This window comes from Aeromicrobium sp., from assembly GCF_047606445.1.
Classification (GTDB): Bacteria; Actinomycetota; Actinomycetes; order Propionibacteriales; family Nocardioidaceae; genus Aeromicrobium.
In genome coordinates this window covers 1-17,507 of sequence record NZ_JASGEK010000040.1, presented here as the reverse complement: position 1 = coordinate 17,507, position 17,507 = coordinate 1, and the positions used below count along the sequence as shown (strand labels likewise).

At 69.9% G+C, this 17,507-nt stretch carries 20 protein-coding genes, 4 tRNA genes and 1 other RNA gene; 13 read left to right on the top strand and 12 right to left on the bottom strand.

Going from position 1 to position 17,507, the window contains the following annotated elements:
* The 6 genes from QM621_RS08860 to QM621_RS08835 all read right to left on the bottom strand — a co-directional run.
* The coding region (locus tag QM621_RS08860) for a hypothetical protein (protein WP_414990012.1) at window positions 1–229 on the bottom strand (229 nt) is incomplete at its 3' end.
* The gene (locus QM621_RS08855) at window positions 226–723 is read right to left on the bottom strand and encodes a DUF6318 family protein (RefSeq protein WP_414990011.1); all 498 of its coding nucleotides are present in this window, start codon (window positions 721–723) and stop codon (window positions 226–228) included. The genes QM621_RS08860 and QM621_RS08855, both read right to left, overlap by 4 nt.
* A 140-nt stretch (window positions 724–863) precedes the next feature.
* Window positions 864–1,106 (bottom strand): hypothetical protein, encoded by a 243-nt coding sequence (locus QM621_RS08850; RefSeq protein ID WP_414990010.1) that lies wholly within the window; start codon window positions 1,104–1,106, stop codon window positions 864–866.
* 180 nt (window positions 1,107–1,286) lie between these two features.
* Window positions 1,287–1,361 (bottom strand) — tRNA-Val (locus tag QM621_RS08845).
* Between the two features lie 39 nt (window positions 1,362–1,400).
* Window positions 1,401–1,471 (bottom strand) — tRNA-Cys (locus QM621_RS08840).
* A 26-nt stretch (window positions 1,472–1,497) separates the two neighbouring features.
* A tRNA-Gly gene (locus QM621_RS08835) sits at window positions 1,498–1,569 on the bottom strand.
* Window positions 1,570–1,884: 315 nt separating this feature from the next.
* Here QM621_RS08835 and QM621_RS08830 point away from each other — a divergent pair.
* From QM621_RS08830 to QM621_RS08805, 6 genes are all read left to right on the top strand, one after another.
* Window positions 1,885–2,592, top strand: coding sequence for a hypothetical protein (locus QM621_RS08830; protein WP_414990009.1), 708 nt, complete (start codon window positions 1,885–1,887; stop codon window positions 2,590–2,592).
* Between the two features lie 11 nt (window positions 2,593–2,603).
* Window positions 2,604–3,200 carry a signal peptidase I gene (locus QM621_RS08825; protein ID WP_414990008.1) on the top strand — a complete coding sequence of 199 codons (597 nt, stop codon included), beginning with the start codon at window positions 2,604–2,606 and terminating at the stop codon, window positions 3,198–3,200.
* Window positions 3,201–3,210: 10 nt separating this feature from the next.
* A complete protein-coding gene (locus QM621_RS08820; protein WP_414990007.1) occupies window positions 3,211–3,972 on the top strand; it encodes a hypothetical protein in 762 nt (253 codons plus the stop codon).
* Window positions 3,969–5,999, top strand: coding sequence for a choice-of-anchor G family protein (locus QM621_RS08815; protein ID WP_414990006.1), 2,031 nt, complete (start codon window positions 3,969–3,971; stop codon window positions 5,997–5,999). Before QM621_RS08820 ends, QM621_RS08815 begins: the two co-directional genes overlap by 4 nt.
* 30 nt (window positions 6,000–6,029) lie before the next feature.
* Window positions 6,030–6,104: transfer RNA gene (locus tag QM621_RS08810), tRNA-Val, on the top strand.
* A 75-nt stretch (window positions 6,105–6,179) separates the two neighbouring features.
* A complete protein-coding gene (locus QM621_RS08805; RefSeq protein ID WP_414990005.1) occupies window positions 6,180–6,791 on the top strand; it encodes a TetR/AcrR family transcriptional regulator in 612 nt (203 codons plus the stop codon).
* On the opposite strand, the gene QM621_RS08800 is transcribed toward QM621_RS08805, so the two are convergent.
* On the bottom strand, window positions 6,788–7,156 hold the full coding sequence (locus tag QM621_RS08800; RefSeq protein ID WP_414990004.1) for a fluoride efflux transporter FluC: 369 nt from the start codon (window positions 7,154–7,156) through the stop codon (window positions 6,788–6,790). The two genes, QM621_RS08805 and QM621_RS08800, sit on opposite strands and share 4 nt — an antisense overlap.
* The gene (gene crcB / locus QM621_RS08795) at window positions 7,153–7,575 is read right to left on the bottom strand and encodes a fluoride efflux transporter CrcB (RefSeq protein ID WP_414990003.1); all 423 of its coding nucleotides are present in this window, start codon (window positions 7,573–7,575) and stop codon (window positions 7,153–7,155) included. The genes QM621_RS08800 and crcB overlap by 4 nt, the downstream gene beginning before the upstream one ends.
* 57 nt (window positions 7,576–7,632) lie before the next feature.
* On the opposite strand from crcB, the gene QM621_RS08790 reads away from it, so the two are divergent.
* The 4 genes from QM621_RS08790 to QM621_RS08775 are packed head-to-tail and all read left to right on the top strand — an operon-like array spanning window position 7,633 to window position 12,281.
* On the top strand, window positions 7,633–9,732 hold the full coding sequence (locus QM621_RS08790; RefSeq protein WP_414990002.1) for a RecQ family ATP-dependent DNA helicase: 2,100 nt from the start codon (window positions 7,633–7,635) through the stop codon (window positions 9,730–9,732).
* 10 nt (window positions 9,733–9,742) lie between these two features.
* Window positions 9,743–10,891 carry a Nif3-like dinuclear metal center hexameric protein gene (locus tag QM621_RS08785; RefSeq protein ID WP_414990001.1) on the top strand — a complete coding sequence of 383 codons (1,149 nt, stop codon included), beginning with the start codon at window positions 9,743–9,745 and terminating at the stop codon, window positions 10,889–10,891.
* Window positions 10,888–11,628 (top strand): zinc ribbon domain-containing protein, encoded by a 741-nt coding sequence (locus tag QM621_RS08780; protein ID WP_414990000.1) that lies wholly within the window; start codon window positions 10,888–10,890, stop codon window positions 11,626–11,628. Before QM621_RS08785 ends, QM621_RS08780 begins: the two co-directional genes overlap by 4 nt.
* Entirely contained in the window at window positions 11,625–12,281 is a 657-nt protein-coding gene (locus tag QM621_RS08775; protein WP_414989999.1) for a histidine phosphatase family protein, read from the top strand. Before QM621_RS08780 ends, QM621_RS08775 begins: the two co-directional genes overlap by 4 nt.
* Before the next feature lie 10 nt (window positions 12,282–12,291).
* Here QM621_RS08775 and QM621_RS08770 read toward each other — a convergent pair whose 3' ends face one another.
* Window positions 12,292–12,570, bottom strand: a complete 279-nt coding sequence (locus QM621_RS08770; RefSeq protein WP_414989998.1) for a hypothetical protein — start codon at window positions 12,568–12,570, stop codon at window positions 12,292–12,294.
* Window positions 12,571–12,638: 68 nt separating this feature from the next.
* On the opposite strand from QM621_RS08770, the gene QM621_RS08765 reads away from it, so the two are divergent.
* The gene (locus QM621_RS08765) at window positions 12,639–13,160 is read left to right on the top strand and encodes a hypothetical protein (RefSeq protein WP_414989997.1); all 522 of its coding nucleotides are present in this window, start codon (window positions 12,639–12,641) and stop codon (window positions 13,158–13,160) included.
* 200 nt (window positions 13,161–13,360) lie between these two features.
* Here the strand turns inward: QM621_RS08765 and QM621_RS08760 are convergent, their stop codons facing one another.
* Together QM621_RS08760 and QM621_RS08755 are read right to left on the bottom strand one after the other, a co-directional pair.
* The gene (locus QM621_RS08760; RefSeq protein WP_414989996.1) at window positions 13,361–14,122 is read right to left on the bottom strand and encodes a YaaA family protein; all 762 of its coding nucleotides are present in this window, start codon (window positions 14,120–14,122) and stop codon (window positions 13,361–13,363) included.
* 160 nt (window positions 14,123–14,282) lie between these two features.
* Complete coding sequence (locus QM621_RS08755) at window positions 14,283–14,843, bottom strand: TMEM165/GDT1 family protein (RefSeq protein WP_414989995.1); 561 nt, start codon at window positions 14,841–14,843, stop codon at window positions 14,283–14,285.
* 254 nt (window positions 14,844–15,097) lie between these two features.
* On the opposite strand from QM621_RS08755, the gene rnpB reads away from it, so the two are divergent.
* Window positions 15,098–15,486, top strand: an RNA gene (gene rnpB / locus QM621_RS08750) — RNase P RNA component class A.
* A 73-nt stretch (window positions 15,487–15,559) separates the two neighbouring features.
* Here the strand turns inward: rnpB and QM621_RS08745 are convergent.
* Entirely contained in the window at window positions 15,560–16,240 is a 681-nt protein-coding gene (locus QM621_RS08745) for a tyrosine-type recombinase/integrase (RefSeq protein WP_414989994.1), read from the bottom strand.
* Between the two features lie 256 nt (window positions 16,241–16,496).
* Here QM621_RS08745 and QM621_RS08740 point away from each other — a divergent pair, with 256 nt between their 5' ends.
* The gene (locus QM621_RS08740) at window positions 16,497–17,375 is read left to right on the top strand and encodes an IS5 family transposase (RefSeq protein ID WP_414990013.1); all 879 of its coding nucleotides are present in this window, start codon (window positions 16,497–16,499) and stop codon (window positions 17,373–17,375) included.
* Window positions 17,376–17,507: the final 132 nt, after the last annotated feature.

The window sequence follows — 17,507 nt, the reverse complement described above, 5'->3', positions numbered from 1 at the left end:
GGGGGTCGCCGATCGCGCAGGCGAGTGCGAGGGGTCGTGTGGTGGCGGTGGCGGGTGTGGTGTTCTGGTTGGTGGTGTTGGTCCAGGGTCTGCTTGGGGTGGACCAGGCCTTGCCGGGCGTGTAACGCTCTGCTTCGATATGGACGCCGCGTTCTTCCGGGGTTGGAGTGAAGCTGGTGCCCGTCAGGAGGCTGCTGATCAGGGCCAGTCCACACAGGGCGCGGATCATGATGTCGGCACCTCTCCGAGGAACATCTGAGTCAGCAGCCAACGGTCTTCGACCCAGAACATGCCGTGGGTGACTTGTTCAGTGCTTGCCTTGTGTTGGGAGGGCACGTCTGCGTCGGGTGCTTGAGAGCTTCCTGCCGTGAGGGAAATGTCTGCTGTGATGAGCACTTCTCCGTCGATCATCTGGATAGCGGTGTTGTCGAGGGTCTGATCTCCTCCTTTGAACCAGCCGCCGCCTTCGTAGTAGTCGGTGTAGAGGTCGATGTAGGTCCGACATCCGGTGCATTCGGGGTGGCTCAGCTCGGTGAGCTGGGTGACGTCGCCGGTGGATGACGCGTAGTCCATGACGGCGAGGTAGTGCTCGAGGAAGGCCAGCGCCCCGTCCTCGGTGTTCTCCTTCGCTGCCTCGGGCAGGACCGGCTCGACCGGAGTGGGCGTGGGGTCCGGCTCGATGGGCTCGGGCTGTTTCGAGCAGCCCGGCACGACGATCAGCACTACGAGCAGAAATACGGCGAGTAGGCGCGACGAACGCATGTGATCCCCCGATCAGTGAAGCAGTATCGGCAAAATAGCCGGGCGGCGGTGATCTGTCACCCACCCCGTCCACAGCCTGGAACACGGGTGACCCCGGTGCGTCAGGCGACGATCTTGCCCACCCCGTCCGAGCTGGCCCGGTCGGGCGCGCCGTGCAGGCCGGACAGCACGACCATGCGGTGGAGGGGGAGGCCGTTCGGCAGGAACAGGGCGATGTGCACCGACCCGGGCTCCAGCCGGCGCTGACGCCGCACCCGCTCCCAGTGGCGGCGCAGGTCGTGGATGTCGGCGACCGATCGCGGACGCCGCGTGGGAATGGTGAGAGTCTTCTGCAAGAGGCGCATGGCGGCCCTTCCGTAGTGGGAGACGAGACGTGCTCCGAGCCTCCCCGTGTCCGGCGTATCTGTCGAACGACTTGTCCGCAGGCGCTGCCCTGTGCGAGCGTGGCGCCAGTCGATCCCTCCAATTCCGGTCGAAAACGAAAGAACCACCGGAATCCGTGGGGGATTCCGGTGGTTCTCTGATGGTGCGCGATACTGGGTTTGAACCAGTGACCTCTTCCGTGTCAGGGAAGCGCGCTACCGCTGCGCCAATCGCGCCCTGAGCGTATTCAGTTATCGGGGGAGTCTTGAGCGTCGAGGTGGGTACGGGATTTGAACCCGTGTAGACGGATTTGCAGTCCGCTGCCTCGCCTCTCGGCCAACCCACCGCTGGATGGGCCGGTGACCCTCTCCGAGCGGACAACGAGATTCGAACTCGCGACCCTCACCTTGGCAAGGTGATGCTCTACCACTGAGCTATGTCCGCAGTGCGTTCCCGGCCTTCCGACCGGCGCGAGAAGAAACACTAGCGCACGTCTCCGCCGACCCCAAACGGGGGGTCCCCTGAGTGTTCGTCTGTCCGTTCGGTCGCCGGGATGACGGGGAAAGTGACGCCTCGTATCGCGTACCCCGTCGGACGAGGGGATCGTCGTGCGCACTGCTGACGGGACAGGGCTAGTTCTTCCGGGTCATTTTTCGCGCGGCGTCGCCGTGGGGCTGGGCAGGGCCTCGCCGAGGGCGTAGTATGCGAGTTGACTGGGATATAAGAAGTCTCAGTTGGTTCTGAGGGAGGAATTACACGATGAGTGACACGCGCGAGAAAGCGCAGGGAGTGCGCCGTCGACGCAAGGTCATGGCGGTCGCCTCGGCCGGTCTGGCGCTCGGCCTGGCGGCGGTTCTGTCGCTGGCGGCCTGGAACGACAGCGAATGGGTCTTCGGCGGCCTCGGCCCCGGCGGCGGCGGTGACGAGGGCGTCGGCACGAGCGAGTTCGAGGTGCAGCAGAACGCCTGGGAGGGAGCGACCGCGCCCACCACGGCCAGCAGCTTCACCGATCACGAGACCAACCCGGGCAACGCACTGCTGTTCGACGTCGACCCCACTGGTCTGACTCCGGGGACCACGATCTACGCGCCGGTCGCGCTCACCACCACCGCCGAATCGGTCGCCGGCACGCTCACCCTCACGACCCCCGCAGTCGCGGCGAACGGCAAGACCGCCGACGATCCGGACGGACTGCTCTGGGACAACCTGATCTACTCGGTGAGGGTCACCGACGACGCTGCCACGGCTGCCAACTGCCAGACGGACTTCGCCAGTGCGGGCACGGCCATCGTGACCGACTCGGCGTTCAGCGACTCTGTGACGACCGGCACGCAGTCGCTCAGTGCCGCGCGGGGCAACGTGCAGTACTACTGCTTCGCGATCACGCTGCCGGACAACGCGACCACGCAGACGCTACAGGGCCTCAAGGTCTTCCCCGCGTGGCGCTTCCACGCGACCTCCAGCTGACGGCATGACGCATGGCTGAGCGGCGGCATGTCGCAGATCGCGGCAGGCGTCGCGGTCGGCGGCTCCCTGGGCTGGTCAAAGATCTCGTCCTCGGAGCCGCCGGCCTGCTCGGCCTCGTGGCTGTCGGTTGGGCGGTCTACGCCCACCAGACGGGGGCCACGGTCATCGTGCTCAAGACTGGCTCGATGGCCCCCGACCTCCCGGCCGGACACGGAGTCCTCTCCTATCCGGTCGATGCCGCCGACGTGAAGGTCGGCGACATCGTCACCACCCGCCTCGACGACGCCTCGCCGCTGGTCACCCACCGGGTGGTGAGCGTCGAGGAGATGCCCGGCGAGCCTGGCAAACGTTCGATCGTGATGCGCGGCGACGCCAACGAGATCGACGATCTGTTCCCGTATCAAGTCGACTGGGTGTACCGGGCCGACCGGCCCATCCCGTACGCCGGGCCGGTCATGGCGATCCTGAAATCGCCGCTGGTCCTGGGAGGGGTGGTTTTGCTGGTAGGACTGCTCGTCCTGTGGGCCTTCTGGCCCGCTTCGGTCGAGGAGATCGAGGACGAGCTGGCCGACGAGAACGACCCTGACAACGTGCCGGAACCCGTGTGAGAGAAGAGACATGAGAACGCTGAGAAGACTCGCCGCCGCGGGTGCCGTGACGGCGCTCGTGCTCGGCCTGCTCTCGTTCGGCGTCCAGGCCGCCGAACTGGTGTCGACCTCGCTGGCCGAGGACGAGCAGGGCGACTTGTCGGTCACGGCCGACCCGTCGAGCAGCGCCTTCTTCGACCTGACGCCGGGCGACAGCCGCTATTGGCCGGTCGAGGCCACCCTCGACGGCGCCGACGAGGGGACGCTGGTGGTGCGGGTGTGGGGCGACGGAGCCCTCATCGACCACCCCTCGTACCCCCTGCGCATCGTCGTCGACGCGTGCGACGGAACGCTGACCGGCTCCGATCCGCGCGAGTACCCGACGTGTTCGGGGGCTGTGACGCCGATCGTGGCCTCTCAGCCGTTGCGCGACGTCTCGGTCGCCGACGACCTCACCGGAGGACAGGCGTGGGACCTCGCCCCGATCCAGAGCGGTCTCGCACGGTCGCTCGTGGTCACCTTGACCGTGCCGGCCGAGGGGTCCTACGACGAGTCGCTCATGAACGTGCGCGGCGATTTCGGCGTCGGCTTGTACAGCTCGGGCGACGTGCCGTCGGTGACGCCGGAGGATCCCGACGATCCTGAGCAGCCGCCGTCGAGCACGCCGGACCGACCCGCGACCATGGGGGTGCTGCCGGCCACCGGCGGCCCGGTGCTCGCCGTGTTGCTCATCGGCGTCGGCGCGGTCGGACTCGGCTGCTTGGCGCGTACTCGGGGGAGGGAGGCGTCATGATCCGGTCTCGTCTGCGTTCGGCCTGGTACCTGCTGCAGATGCTCTGGTACGGGGTGCTGGAGCTGTTCTGGTTCTCGGCCGAGAAGCCGGTCGACCTCGTCGAGCAGGCTAAGCCGACGACCCGTCGCGGCCGGCGTCAGTGGGGCGCGGTCGGCAAGTCGCTGCGTTGGACGACCGGCACCACGGTCGCCGCGCTCGTCGCGGCGCAGGCCACGGTCGTGGTGGCCTCCAACGCGTCCTGGGTCGACGAGGAGTGGGACTACGCCGACTACGCGACCCTCAACTGCGCCGACGACGAGATCTTCAAGACGCGGGGCATGGGCCGGCTGCTCGGCGGCGGCCTGCTGCCGGTCGACCTCGACACGGTGGCGACCGTCGGCGGCGTGACGGTGACCAACGACGGCACGCGGGCTCAGCCGGACCCGGCGAACGCCAGCTCGGTGGGCGACGACGCCTACGTCAACCCGCTCGACGTCAACGCGCTCAGCCTGATCGACCTGCCGCTGACGGGCGGCGGGCTCGACGAGTTCTTGTCGCTCGACCTCGCCAACGACGTCGGCGTGCTCAACCAGTTCGCCCGGGCCAAGAGCGACGGGCACTCCCAGGGTGCGAGCGGCGTCGTCAACGACTCCGGCGTCGTCCAGACGCAGAACAACGACGACGGCAGCACCCCCACGCTCGGCACGTTGAAGCTGTCGACCTTGGTCCAGCAGCTCACGGGCGAGGCGGTCGGCGACGTGGCCTCCGGCATCGCCGATCTGAGCCTGGAGATCGGCGCGGTCGCCGGACGCTCCACGCTCGACGCCTGCCAGGCCGCCTGGACCGGCGACATCGACCCCTACCTCGACCGCACGTACGCGATCGCCGGACTCGCCGCCGTCATCGACGCGCCTGTCGTGGCCGGGCTCAGCACCACCGCGACCGGCGCGCTGGACACGGCGGAGACCACGGTGAACGGCCTCGCCAGCGACGCGAGCGTCGTCAGCGGAATCACCAGCGGCGTCGGCGCGCTGCTGAACGGCGTCATCGACACGCTGAGCCTGGGCTCGGTGACGCTCGTCGGTCCGACGGTGACAGCGGACCTGTCAGCGGCGCGCAGCCTGGTGAACGCGACCGTGAGCGACGACAACGACACGGTCGAACTCGATCTCTCCACGGGCGAGGTGCGCGTCGACCTCGCCGCGTTGATCGGCGAGGCCTATGGCGGCGAGGGATTCAACGGTTCGCAGGCGCACGGTCTCAACGGCCTGCCGCCGAACACCGAGCTGTTGGTCAACGACGCGGTCACCAACGCGCTCGTCTCCGCGTTGACCCAAGCTCTCGACAACTGGGTGCAGGACATCGTCGACGCGGTGCGCGACGCGCTGCTGGTCGCCGACGTCCACCTGGAGGTGAAGATCCCGCTGTCGGCGACGGTGCTGGGACAGACGCTCGACGTCCTCACTGTCAACGTCACGGTCGACGGAACGGTCCAGGAGGTGATGGACGGGACGGCGGCCGTCGACGTCGACCCGGTGATCCTGAGCCGTTCCGGTCTGCTGGGAGCGGCGATCAACGCCCTCGTCACCCCGCTCGTCGACGGCATCGTCTCGGCGTTGACGACGGGCATCTTGCCGGTGGTCGGCGATGTGCTGAACACGGCGCTGTTCGAGTCGGGCGGCGTCGTCCCGACTCTCGGGAACACGCTGTCGTCGGCGACCGCGCCGGTGGTCGAGGCGCTGGCGGATGTGCTGGTCGGCTTCCTCGGCGTCGACGGTCTCGTGTCGCTGCGGGCCAATCTGCAGAACGACCCGACCGCCGGGAACGACCCCGACCCGACTGACCCGGATCTGTTGTATCCCGACTGGGAGACCGGAAGCCAGGCGGTGCCGGACTACCGCTACGACGTCGCCGCGCTCGGCGTCGGCGTGCTGAACGTCGGCGGCACGGGCGCGAATGTCAACCTGGAGCTGGCCCGTGGCTCGGTCGGCGTCAACTGCGGTGTCGGCGGCGTCTGGGACCGACAGGGCCTCTGTGCGGGCTACTGAGACGGTGCGCTACAGTTTCTGACGCACAGCGGGCGATTGGCGCAGTGGTAGCGCGCTTCGTTCACACCGAAGAGGTCACTGGTTCGAACCCAGTATCGCCCACCATTAGCCGCTGAGGGCCGCGCGTCGCATGACGCGCGGCCCTCAGCTGTTCAGCGGCCTGGGTGTTACCGTCACGGCGTGACGACGAAGAGGCGTGAGGCCACGCGCGACCGGCTCGTGGCCGCAGGGCGCGAGCTGGTGGCCGAGGTCGGCATCCAGGCGGCCAGCGTCGAGGCGATCTGCGAGCGGGCCGGCTTCACCCGGGGGGCCTTCTACTCCAACTACCGCTCCAAGGACGAGCTCGTCCGCGAGATCCTCGAACGGGAGAAGCAGCGCATCGTCGAGTTGATGGAGGCGGTCGTCGACGCCGCTCCGCGCGAGGGCGAGGACGGCGTGCAGGCGGTGCTGCGGGCCGCGGAGAGCTTCCTCGCCGCCTATCCGAGCGACCGCACGAGCTTCCTGGTCCATCTGGAGTTCGTGACGCACGGGGTGCGGGAGCGGGCGGTCGCCGACATCCACCGCGAGTTGTGGCAGCAGACCTGCGGCGAGATCATGAGCGTGCTGGAACGTGGCGTGACCCTGCTCGGCGGACGGCTCGTGCTCAGCGTCGAGCAGGCCGCCGTCGCGCTCATGGGCGCCTACGAGGTCGCCATGCGCGACGCCTTGCTGGAGTCCGACGCCGACGAGGCCGACGTGACGCAGCTGCAAGAGCTCATCGGCGCCATGTTGGGCGCGTTCGTCGTCGCTTAAGCGGTCAGCGCGAGGCCGAGCGCCGCCAGGCCCACGCACGCCGCCAGTACGCCGAGCCCGTGCAGGCCGGCGGTGAGATGGCGTCGGTCGGACAGCAGCCGCACGGTGTCGACCGTGGCGGTGCTGAACGTCGTGTAGCCGCCGAGCAGGCCGACGCCGACGACGAGCGCGACGTCGTCGGACAGGTGCCGGGCCGCGAGGCCCACGACGAGGCCGAGCGCGAACGACCCGGTCAGGTTCACCACGACGATGCCCCAGGGGAAACGTCGGGAGTGACGGGCGGTCACGGCCTGGTCGACGAGATAGCGTCCGGCGCTCCCGACGCCGCCGGCGACCGCGACGGCCACCGGGACGAGCGCGCTCACGAGGCCTGCCTCGGTCCGGGGAGGCGTCGTCCGACGGCGATGCCGACGGCGACGGCGACGGCGCCCAGCACGACGGTGCCGACGGCGTAGAGCACGGCGGTCGCCACCGCGTCGTCGCGCAGCAGGGCGGCGGTGTCGACGGCGAGAGCGCTGTAGGTGGTGAAACCGCCGATCACCCCGGTGCCGAGGAGCAGGCGGGCGTCACGGCGTCGCCCGGTGTCGTCGCCCCGGCGGCTCAGCGTCTCGGCCAGGCAGCCGAGCAGGAAGCAACCGACGAGGTTCACCGTCAGGATCCCGGCGGGGAGGCGTCCAAGATCAGGAATGGACGGCCCGACCATATGCCGCGCGGCGGTGCCGACCGTGCCGCCGAGCGCGACGAGCAGCACAGGTGGGAAGGACCGTCGTCCGACCTCGGTCATAGGGCCTCCTGTGGATAACGCGAGGGGCGTGTCGGCGCCTCCTGACACGATGAGCCTATGCCTGACGCCACCACCGAGTCCGCCGCCCTGGCCGCCCTGCGCCGTCTCACCGGACACGACGACGCCGTCTTCCACCACGGGCAGTGGGAGGCGATCCGCGCGCTGGTCGACGAGGGGCGTCGCACGCTCGTCGTGCAGCGCACCGGCTGGGGCAAATCGGCGGTCTACTTCATCGCGACTGCCCTATTGCGGGCGCGCGGGGCCGGGCCGACGCTGCTCATCTCGCCGCTGCTCGCGCTGATGCGCGACCAGGTCGCCGCGGCGGAGCGGGCCGGGGTGCGGGCGGTCGCCATCAACTCGGCCAACGCCCACGAGTGGGGCGAGGTCTCGGCGAGGCTGGCCGCCGACGAGGTCGACGTCCTGCTGGTCTCGCCCGAACGGCTCAACAACCCGCGCTTCCGGGAGGAGCAGTTGCCCGGGCTGTTGGCGCGCAGCGGGCTGCTGGTCATCGACGAGGCGCACTGCGTGTCCGACTGGGGGCACGACTTCCGTCCCGACTACCGGCGGATCGCCGCGCTCATCGCGGGGCTCTCCGACGACGTCCGGGTGCTCGCCACCACCGCCACGGCCAACGGACGCGTGGTGGCCGACGTCGCCGAGCAGTTGGGCGACGACGTGCTCACCCTGCGCGGCTCGCTGGCTCGCGACTCGCTGCGTCTCGGCGTGCTCACGCTGCCCGGCCCGCGCGAACGGCTTGGCTGGCTCGCCGCGCATCTGGACGATCTGCCCGGCAGCGGCATCGTCTACGCCCTCACCGTCTCGGCCGCTGAGGACACCGCCCGGCTGCTGACCGAGGCGGGCTATCGGGTGGCCGCCTACACCGGCCGCACCGACCCCGACGAGCGGCAGCGGCAGGAGGACGCGCTGAAGGACAACGAGGTCAAGGCGCTCGTCGCCACCAGCGCGCTCGGCATGGGCTTCGACAAGCCCGACCTCGGCTTCGTCGTCCACCTCGGCGCGCCGTCCTCGCCGGTGGCCTACTACCAGCAGGTCGGCCGCGCGGGCCGCGCCACCGACCACGCCGACGTCCTGCTGCTGCCCGGGCGCGAGGACCCGGAGATCTGGCACTACTTCGCCACAGCCTCGATGCCGTCGCCGGAGCGCGCGGCGGCGGTGATCGACGCGCTCGGCCCCGAGCCGCTGTCGGTCCCGGCGCTGGAGACCCGTGTCGACCTGCGGCGCACGAAGCTCGAGCTGCTGCTCAAGGTGCTCGACGTCGAGGGCGCGGTGCGCCGCGTGCAGGGCGGCTGGGTCGCTACCGGCGAGCCGTGGGAGTACGACGCCGACCGCTATGAGCGCATCGCCGCGGCCCGCGAGCGCGAGCAGCAGGCGATGCTCGCCTACGAGCGCGGCGACCAGTGCCGCATGGCGCTCTTGCAGCGCGAGCTCGACGACCCCACGGCCGCCGACTGCGGGCGCTGCGACGTCTGCGCCGGTCCCTGGTACGCCACCGACGTCGACCAACAGGCGGTGGCGTCGGCGTCCACCACGCTCGACCGCGCGGGCGTCCCGGTCGACGCGCGGGGCCTCTGGCCGACCGGAGCCGACCGTCTCGGCGTCGACGCGCGCGGCAAGATCACGGCCGACGAACGAGTCGAGACCGGCCGCGTCGTCGCCCGGCTCACCGATCTCGGCTGGGGCGGGCGGTTGCGTGAGCTGCTGTCTCCGACGGCTCCCGACGCGCCGATCGACGAGGACACCCTGCAGATCTGCGTCCGCGTGCTGCGCGACTGGCCGTGGGCGCAGCGGCCCGCCGCCGTGGTGGCGATGCCGTCGCTGCGTCGCCCCCGATTGGTCGGCTCGCTGGCCGAAGGGCTGTCGCGGATCGGGCGGCTCCCGTTGCTCCCTGCCCTCGACGTCGACCCGTCGATCCCGGCGCCGGGGCCGGGCGGCAACAGCGCCTACCGGCTCGCGTCGGTGTGGGGACGTTTCGTCGTGGGCGAGGAGTTGGCGTCCCAGCTCGCCGCCCTCGACGGCCCGGTGCTGCTGGTCGACGATCTGATCGACAGCCGCTGGACCATGACGGTCGCCGGGCGGGAGCTGCGCCGTGCCGGAGCGCCCGCCGTGCTCCCCTTCGCGCTCGCCCAGGCGGGATAGCCTGAGCGTCATGCCTACGTTGTCCGAGGTCGCGGCGGTGCTCGACACGCTCTACCCGCCGGGGACGGCGGAGTCGTGGGACGCGGTCGGCACCGCGCTCGGCGACCCTGACGCCGAGGTCGCGAAGGTGCTGTTCGCCGTCGATCCCGTCCAGGCGGTGGCCGACGAGGCGGTCGCGGGCGGCTACGACCTCGTCGTCGCCCACCACCCGCTGTGGCTGCGCGGGGTCACCTCCATCGCGGCCAGCGACCCCAAGGGGCGGGTCGCCCACACGCTGCTGTCGAACGGCGTCGCGCTGCACACCTGTCACACCAACGCCGACATCCCCGCTTTGGGCGTCTCGGCGGCGATGGCCGACGCCTTCGGGCTGGTCGACGCCCGGCCCTTGCAGGCGGCGACGGGGGAGCGGCGCGACGTGTGGACCGTGTTCGTCCCGCACGCCGTCTCAGGCCGCGTGCTGGCCGCCCTGCACGACGCCGGAGCCGGACGCTACGACGGCTACGACCGCGCCGCTTTCGGCTCCTCCGGCGTCGGCCAGTTCCGCCCGCTCGACGGCGCGAACCCCGCTGTCGGGCAGGTCGGCGAGGTCGAACATGTGGAGGAGACTTGCCTGCGGCTCGTCGCCGCCCCGGCTCGTCGCGAGGCGGTGCGCGCGGCCCTGATCGCCGCGCATCCCTACGAGGTCCCGGCGTACGACGTCGTCAGCGCCGAGCCGGAGCCGACCGATCGTGGCATGGGCCGGATCGGCGAGTTGCCCGAGCCGACGACGTTGGCCGAGTTCGCCCGACAGGTCCGATCAGCCCTGCCCGCTCATCAGGGAGCCACGCGTGTCGCGGGCGACCCCGACCAGCCGGTGCGCACGGTCGCGCTCTGCGGCGGCGCCGGCGACTTCCTGCTCGACGCCGCCACCCGCGCCGGCGCCGACGTCTACGTCACCTCCGACCTCAGACACCACGTCGTCAGCGAGCACCGGGAGCGCCCTGGCTCGTGCGCCGTGGTCGACGTCCCGCACTGGGCCGCCGAGTGGACCTGGCTGCCCGTCGCGGCCGCCGCGTTGGCCGAACGCCTCGGCGCTACGCTCAGCACACACGTCTCGACCATCGTCACCGACCCGTGGACGATGACCCTCGCCGCCGACACCCCTGGGAGCCCGTCGTGAAAGCCGCCTCGCACGACCAACTCACACTGCTCGACCTCGCCGCCTGCGACGCCCGGCTGGGCCAGCTCGCGCATCGGCGCGGCGCGCTGCCGGAGATCGCGGTGCTCGCCGAGTTGGCGGCCGAGGAGAAGCGGCTCGACGGCGAGCGCGTCGAGGCCGACACGCTCGCTGGCGACCTCCGCCGCGAGGTGCGCCGGGCCGAGAACGAGGTCGAATTGGTGCGCACGCGTCGCGAGCGCGACGAGAAGCGCTTGAACTCCGGTGCCATCACCAATCCTAAAGACCTCTCCCATCTGGAACACGAGATGGAGGCGCTGCTGCGCCGCATCGAGACGCTGGAGGATCTGGAGCTCGAGGTCATGGACCGCCTGGAGCGGGCCGAGGCCGAGCACCGCCGAGTGGTGGGGGAGTTGGAGGCGGTGCGGGCCAAGATCGCCGAGGCGGCCGCCGTCCGCGACGCAGCCTTCGCCGACCTCGACGCCTCCCGCGCCGAGGTCGCGGCCGAGCGTCAGGCCTTGGCCGAACGGCTCCCCGACGCCCTCGTGACTCTCTACGAGAAGGTGCGCGGCCAGTACGGATCCGGCGCCGCGCCGCTGCGGGCCAAGCGCTGCGAGGGCTGCCGCTTGGAGCTCAACGGCGCCGACCTGCGCGAGATCGTCGACGCCCCGGTCGACGAGGTGCTGCGCTGCCCCGAGTGCAGCCGCATCCTGGTGCGCACCTCCGGGTCGGGGCTGTGAGCGGTCCGGTCGTCTCCGGCCTCGGCGCGCGGCTGGCCGCCGAGCCGACCACGCTGGTCCTGCTGCGCCACGGCGTCACCGACCACACGGTGCGGCGCTTGTTCTGCGGCAGTGGCGGCTCCGATCCCGACCTTAACGAGGAGGGCCGGGCGCAGGCGGCCCGCGCGGCGGCGTGGATCAGCCGCCATCATCAGGTCGACGCGGTGATCGCCTCCCCGCTGCGGCGCGCCCAGCAGACCGCCGAGGCGGTCGCGCAGGCCACCGGCCTCGACATCGCCACCGAGCCCGGCGTCGCCGAGGCCGCCTTCGGGGAGTGGGACGGACATTCCTTCGGCGAGGTGATGGAGCGCTGGCCCGAGGAGATGGCCGCGTGGTTCGAGTCGCCCGCCGTGGCCCCGCCGGGCGGGGAGTCGCTGGAACAGGTCGACGCGCGCGTGCAGGCCGCCCTCGAGCGCATCCTCGACGAGCATCGCGGCCGCACCGTCGTCGTGGTCAGCCATGTCACGCCGATCAAGATGTTGGTCAAGGAGGCGCTCGGCGCCCCGATCACCTCGATCCACGCACTGGAGCTGGCCCCCGCCAGCGTCAGCACCCTCGCCTGGTGGCCCGACGGCCTCCCCTCCCTGCGCGGCTTCTCCCTCGTCCCGGAGTGACGCGCGTCGGCTAGGTCGATGGCGTGGCGCGTTTGTATTCGTTGCGTTGGTAGTCGTCGACCCAGTCCTTCGAACTCATCCAGATGCCGCGGTCGGTTTTTTGAGCGCGGAGACGGCCGCGCTCGGCGGCGGGCAAGACAAAGCGGTAGAGGTTGTTGGTGACGGCCCGCGCGATGAGCTCGCCGAGCGGCCCGTAGCCGCCGTGGTCGGCTTTGCGCATCGCCTTGAGGTACTTCGTCCGTTCGTCTTTGAACACGATCGCGGGTGGGTACCCGAGGCGTACGAGCATCAGGTTGAGGAGTAGTCGTCCGGTGCGCCCGTTGCCGTCGAGGAAGGGGGGATCCTCTCGAAGTCGTTGTGGACCTTGGCGAGACGCTCGACGAAGGGGATATCGCTGGGAACGTGAAGCTCGTTGACATCGACGACCTAGTCGGACATGCGGTGGTCGATCTCGACGAAGGGAAGGGGCGTCGTCATCCCTTCGGCGAAGGGCCGGATGTCGTGGTGACGCCAACTGCCGGGGCTCTCGGCTGGAGTGGCGTGCGGATGTGGCGCGACGTTCCACACGGGAGTCATCGTCTTGTGATGCACGGTACGGACCTCGTAGAGTGTCAGCAGATCGCCGGTCCTCCAGTCGCCTGGCTCCAACGCCTGCCCGTAGACCCATTTGGCGGTGGTTCCGTAGCCGACGACCTCCATGTGCTCCTTGAGTTCTTTCGCTCCGACCGCACGGCCTTCGTCAAGGAACTTGCGAACCTCGCTGACGACGAGAGTGTTTCCCTCGATCGCTGTCGAATGGTGCGCCTCTTGGTGCCACAACCCCTCCCAGATCGCTTCGGCCTCGACGGGGCTTGGGAGGCCGCCGATCCGAGTACGTAGATCCTCGATGGCCTCGTCGAGGCGTTGGTAGATCAGGTGGCGCGGCGGGCGCCTCGGAACATGGGTGTCCTTCTGTCCAGGATGTTTGTTGAGTCAAGACAGGAATAGATATGACACAACAACTTCTCCGGAGGAAGGTGCGCGCACTGCCCGCGTCGTGCGGGCATCCGTTCGGCGATGCGGCTGTGTCGGTGCGGCGGTTAGGTCGTGACGATGTCGAGTTGGATCGGCTTGCCGGGGGCGGTGTCGGGGACTTCGACGGTCCAGCCGAGGTCGGACCAGACCTCGACCAGCTCGTCGACGGAGTCCGGCGTGGCGCCTTCGACCAGCAGGGCGCGGACCAACTGGCCCTTGGTGGCCTTGTTGAAGTGGCTGACCACCTTGCGGACGCCGTTCGTCTCGGTCAGCACCCGCACCGACGCGCGGGGCAGGCCCTCGGCGTGGCCGAACTGGGCGTAGGTGCCCGAGCGCAGGTCGAGCACGAGGCCGTCGCCGGCGAGTTCGGCGACGGCCCGGCCCATGACTGGCTTCCACCGGCTCGCGACCGTGCCGAGGCGGGGGAGCGTGGTGGCGCCCGACAACTTGTAGGCGGGGATCCGGTCGCCGGGGCGCACGAGGCCGAACAGCGCCGACGCGACGGCGAGACGCTCCTCGGCCCGCGCCCGGGCGTCGGCGTCGAGGGTGGCCAGGCCCAGCTCGCCGAACAGCACGCCGGTGTAGACCTCCGAGGCGGGGGCGGTCGGCTCGGACGGCAGCGCGGCGTTGCGCTCCAGATGCTCGGCCTGCGTCGGCCCGAGGCCCAGGATCTCCGCGCCCCGCTTGGTCTGGCTGAGCCGGACCAGCGAGCGCAGAATCTGCTCGCGGGTCGGGTTCAACGAGGGTGACGACAGCGAGTCGAGGTCGAGCGGTTCGCCCTGGTCAGGACGGGTCTTGCCCTCCGACGGCGGCAACAGGATCAGCACGTCGCGAGGCTACCGCGTCCACGTCGGACCCCCGCCCCTTGCACGCAGGATGATGTCTTTGTGCAGTGATAGCGACCTCAATCCATCATTCTCGGTCTGGGGGAGGACGCACGATGATGGATCGTGGCAGCGGTGGCTACCGCAACCCATCATCGTGCGTCTACCCGAGCAGCATCCACACGCCGAGGGCGGCGAAGGCGAGGGCGGTGACCGCGTGCACCACTCGCACCGGCACGACCTTCAGGATCTGCTTGCCCAGCACCACCGCCAGCATGATCGACGTGACCATGCCGAGCGTGCTGCCCAGCCACACCCACACCCACGGGTACTGCGTGGACAGCGTCATCGTGGCGAACATCGTCTTGTCGCCCAGCTCGGCCAGCGCGAAGGCCGTGCCGACCGCCAGCAAGGCCTGGCCGCTGTGCGCCTGGATCTCCGGCTCCTCGTCCTCCTCGGCCTGCCACAGCGACCACGCCGTCAGCGCCGCGAACAGCAAGAACACCGCGCCCGCGGCGATCCGCAGCAGGTCGGCGGGCAACCACGCGCCCAACGCCTCGCCGACGAGCGCCGACGCCAGGTTGATGAGCGCGCAGGCGACTCCCATGCCGAGGATCACGGTGCGGGCGCGGTAGCGGGTCGCGAAGGTCATGGCCATCAGCTGGCTCTTGTCGCCCAACTCGGCCACGAACACCAGGCCTGCGGCGATGAACACCGTCTCCATGGGAGTCTCCTCGTCCGTCCGGACGAAGGGGCCGACGAGCCCGATCGACCGGACACGTCATTGACCATCCGGTCGAAAGTCTCGTCCGCCAGTCAAGCTGGCCCGCCGCACCGGAGCCCTGTCGAAGCGGCCCAGTATGTCGATGCGGCGATTGGGGACTACTCCCTTTCGCTGCGCTTAATCTAGCGGTCGCGCGGTCCGGCGCCAAGGGGGCGTCGGTCACACCGGCGCGGGGCGTACGATGGCGGCGCGAATGAGTCGGCCGGGCGGCCGCGGCTCCGCCTCCGGGCGGGCTGAGGAAAGTCCGGACTCCACCGAGCACGGTGGTGGCTAACAGCCACCCACGGCGACGTGCGGGACAGTGCCACAGAAAGTAGACCGCCGATGGCCTCGGATCTTCGGATCGGGGGCACAGGCAAGGGTGAAACGGTGAGGTAAGAGCTCACCAGCGGCGTCGGTGACGGCGTCGGCTCGGTAAACCCCACCGGGAGCAAGACCACGAGGATCTTCGGATCTGCGCTGACGGGCTGCTCGTCTGCATCAGCGGGTAGGTCGCACCGAGGCGCCCAGCGATGGGCGCCCCAGATGGATGGTCGCCCGGGTTCCGGCCCGACAGAATCCGGCTTATAGGCCGACTCATTCGCGCTAACGCTCTGACCTGCGAAAACGCCACCTGAGAGGGTCGGCAGTCCGCAAATAGTCCGCAACAGGAAACGTCAGGCGCTCATCGGCGGGGCCGTCATGACCGCGTCCACAGCCGCCCGCGTCGTGTCGTCGGAGTCCGGCCACAGGTGCGAGTACGTGTCCAGCGTCTCCGACGCGCTCGCGTGCCCCAGACGCGACTGCACCACCTTCACCGACTCCCCGTGACGGATCAGCAGGGAGGCGTAGAAGTGCCGCAGATCGTGGAACGTGACGCCCTCGCGCAGGCCCGCGCGCTTGCGGGCCGGATGCCACACCGACTGGCCGAACGACGAACGCCGCAGAGGCTCGCCGGCGGCGTCGGTGAACACGAGCCCGTGCTCGCCGGTCCCGAACGCCTCCAGGTGCGCCCGCAGCGCGTCCATGGTGACCTTCGGCATCGGGACCGTCTGCTCGCTGGCCGTCGTCTTCGGCGGCCGGAACTCCCACCCGTCGCCGCCGGTGATCGTCTGCAACTGCCGATCGACCTGGACGGTGCGCGCGGTGAAGTCGATCCGGTCGACGGTCAGCCCGAACGCCTCGCCCTGCCGCAGCCCGGTCCCGGCCGTGAACAGGATCAGGCCCCGCATGCGCTCGGGCAGCGCGGCCACGAGGTCACCGAGCTCGGCGACGGTCAGCGGGACGACCTGCCGTCTCGTCTTGCGGGGAAGGCGCGTCGCCTCGCACGGGTTCGACGGGATGCGCCGGTCACGCACGGCCGATTTGAAGATCCCGCTCACCACACCGTGAATGACATGGACCGTGGCCGGCGCGAGGGGCTTACGGCCGTCCTCGCCGTCACTGGCCGCGCACAACCGGCCGACCCACGCCTGAACGTCCGACGGGCGTATCTCCGCTAGGGCCTGTTGCGAAAGTGGTTGTCGGCGTGGCGTGTGGATACCGGTGAGGCCTCCCCGGTAATGCAGGTGGTGTCTACGCATCAACATCACCGCAGGAGGCCTCGTGGCGAGGATAGACGCCGCGTCCCGTCATGACCTGACCGACAGGCAGTGGGAACTACTCGAACCGCTGCTGCCGGACACCTCCGGCCGGGGACGACCTCGACATTGGCCGCTACGCGGCCTGATCGACGGCGTCCGGCGCCGGACCCGTGTCGGCTGCCCCTGGCGTGACGTCCCCGACCGGCACGGACCCTGGTGGCGGGTCTACGGACTGTTCTCGGCCTGGCAGCTGCTCGGCGTGTGGGAACACCTCGAGCAGTGCCTGATCGCGGCCGCCGACCACGCCGGGAAGGTCGACTGGCAAGTCTCAGTCGACTCGGCCATCGCCCGCGGTCATGTCCACGCCGCCGGAGCCCGCCGTGACAGCAGCCAACGGATTCCCGACGAGCCCGACGACCACGCGTTCGGCCGGTCACGGGGCGGCTGGACCACCAAAATCCATCTCGCCTGCGAACAACAACGACACGTGCTGGGGTTCGTCCTGACGCCCGGACAGGCCGGCGACTCCCCGCAGACGATCACCGTCCTGGAGGCCATCAGCGTCCCACGTCATGGCCGCGGCAGGCCCAGGACACGCCCCGACCGCGTCCTGGGCGACAAGGCCTACTCCTCGGCCGCGAACCGCGCCTATCTGAGAAGACGCAAGATCGAAGCCACCATCCCCGTCAAAACCGACCAGGCCAGACACCGCCACGCACGCGGGACCGCAGGAGGACGACCACCGGCCTTCGACACCACGATCTACCGAGACCGACACGCCGTCGAATGCGGCATCGACGCCCTCAAACACAAACGAGCGTTCGCGACCCGCTACGACAAACTCGCCGTCCGCTACACCGCCACCATCCACATCGCCAACATCGACCGCTGGCTCAAACGACTTACGTAACAGGCCCTAGTGGTCCGGCGCAGTTTTAGTTGACTATTTCGTTGAGTGTGGTCCGGGCGCGGGCGACTTTGGCGAGGATGTCCTCGGCGGTGGCTGTCCAGGTGTAGGGCTTGGGGTTGTCGTTGTTGGCTT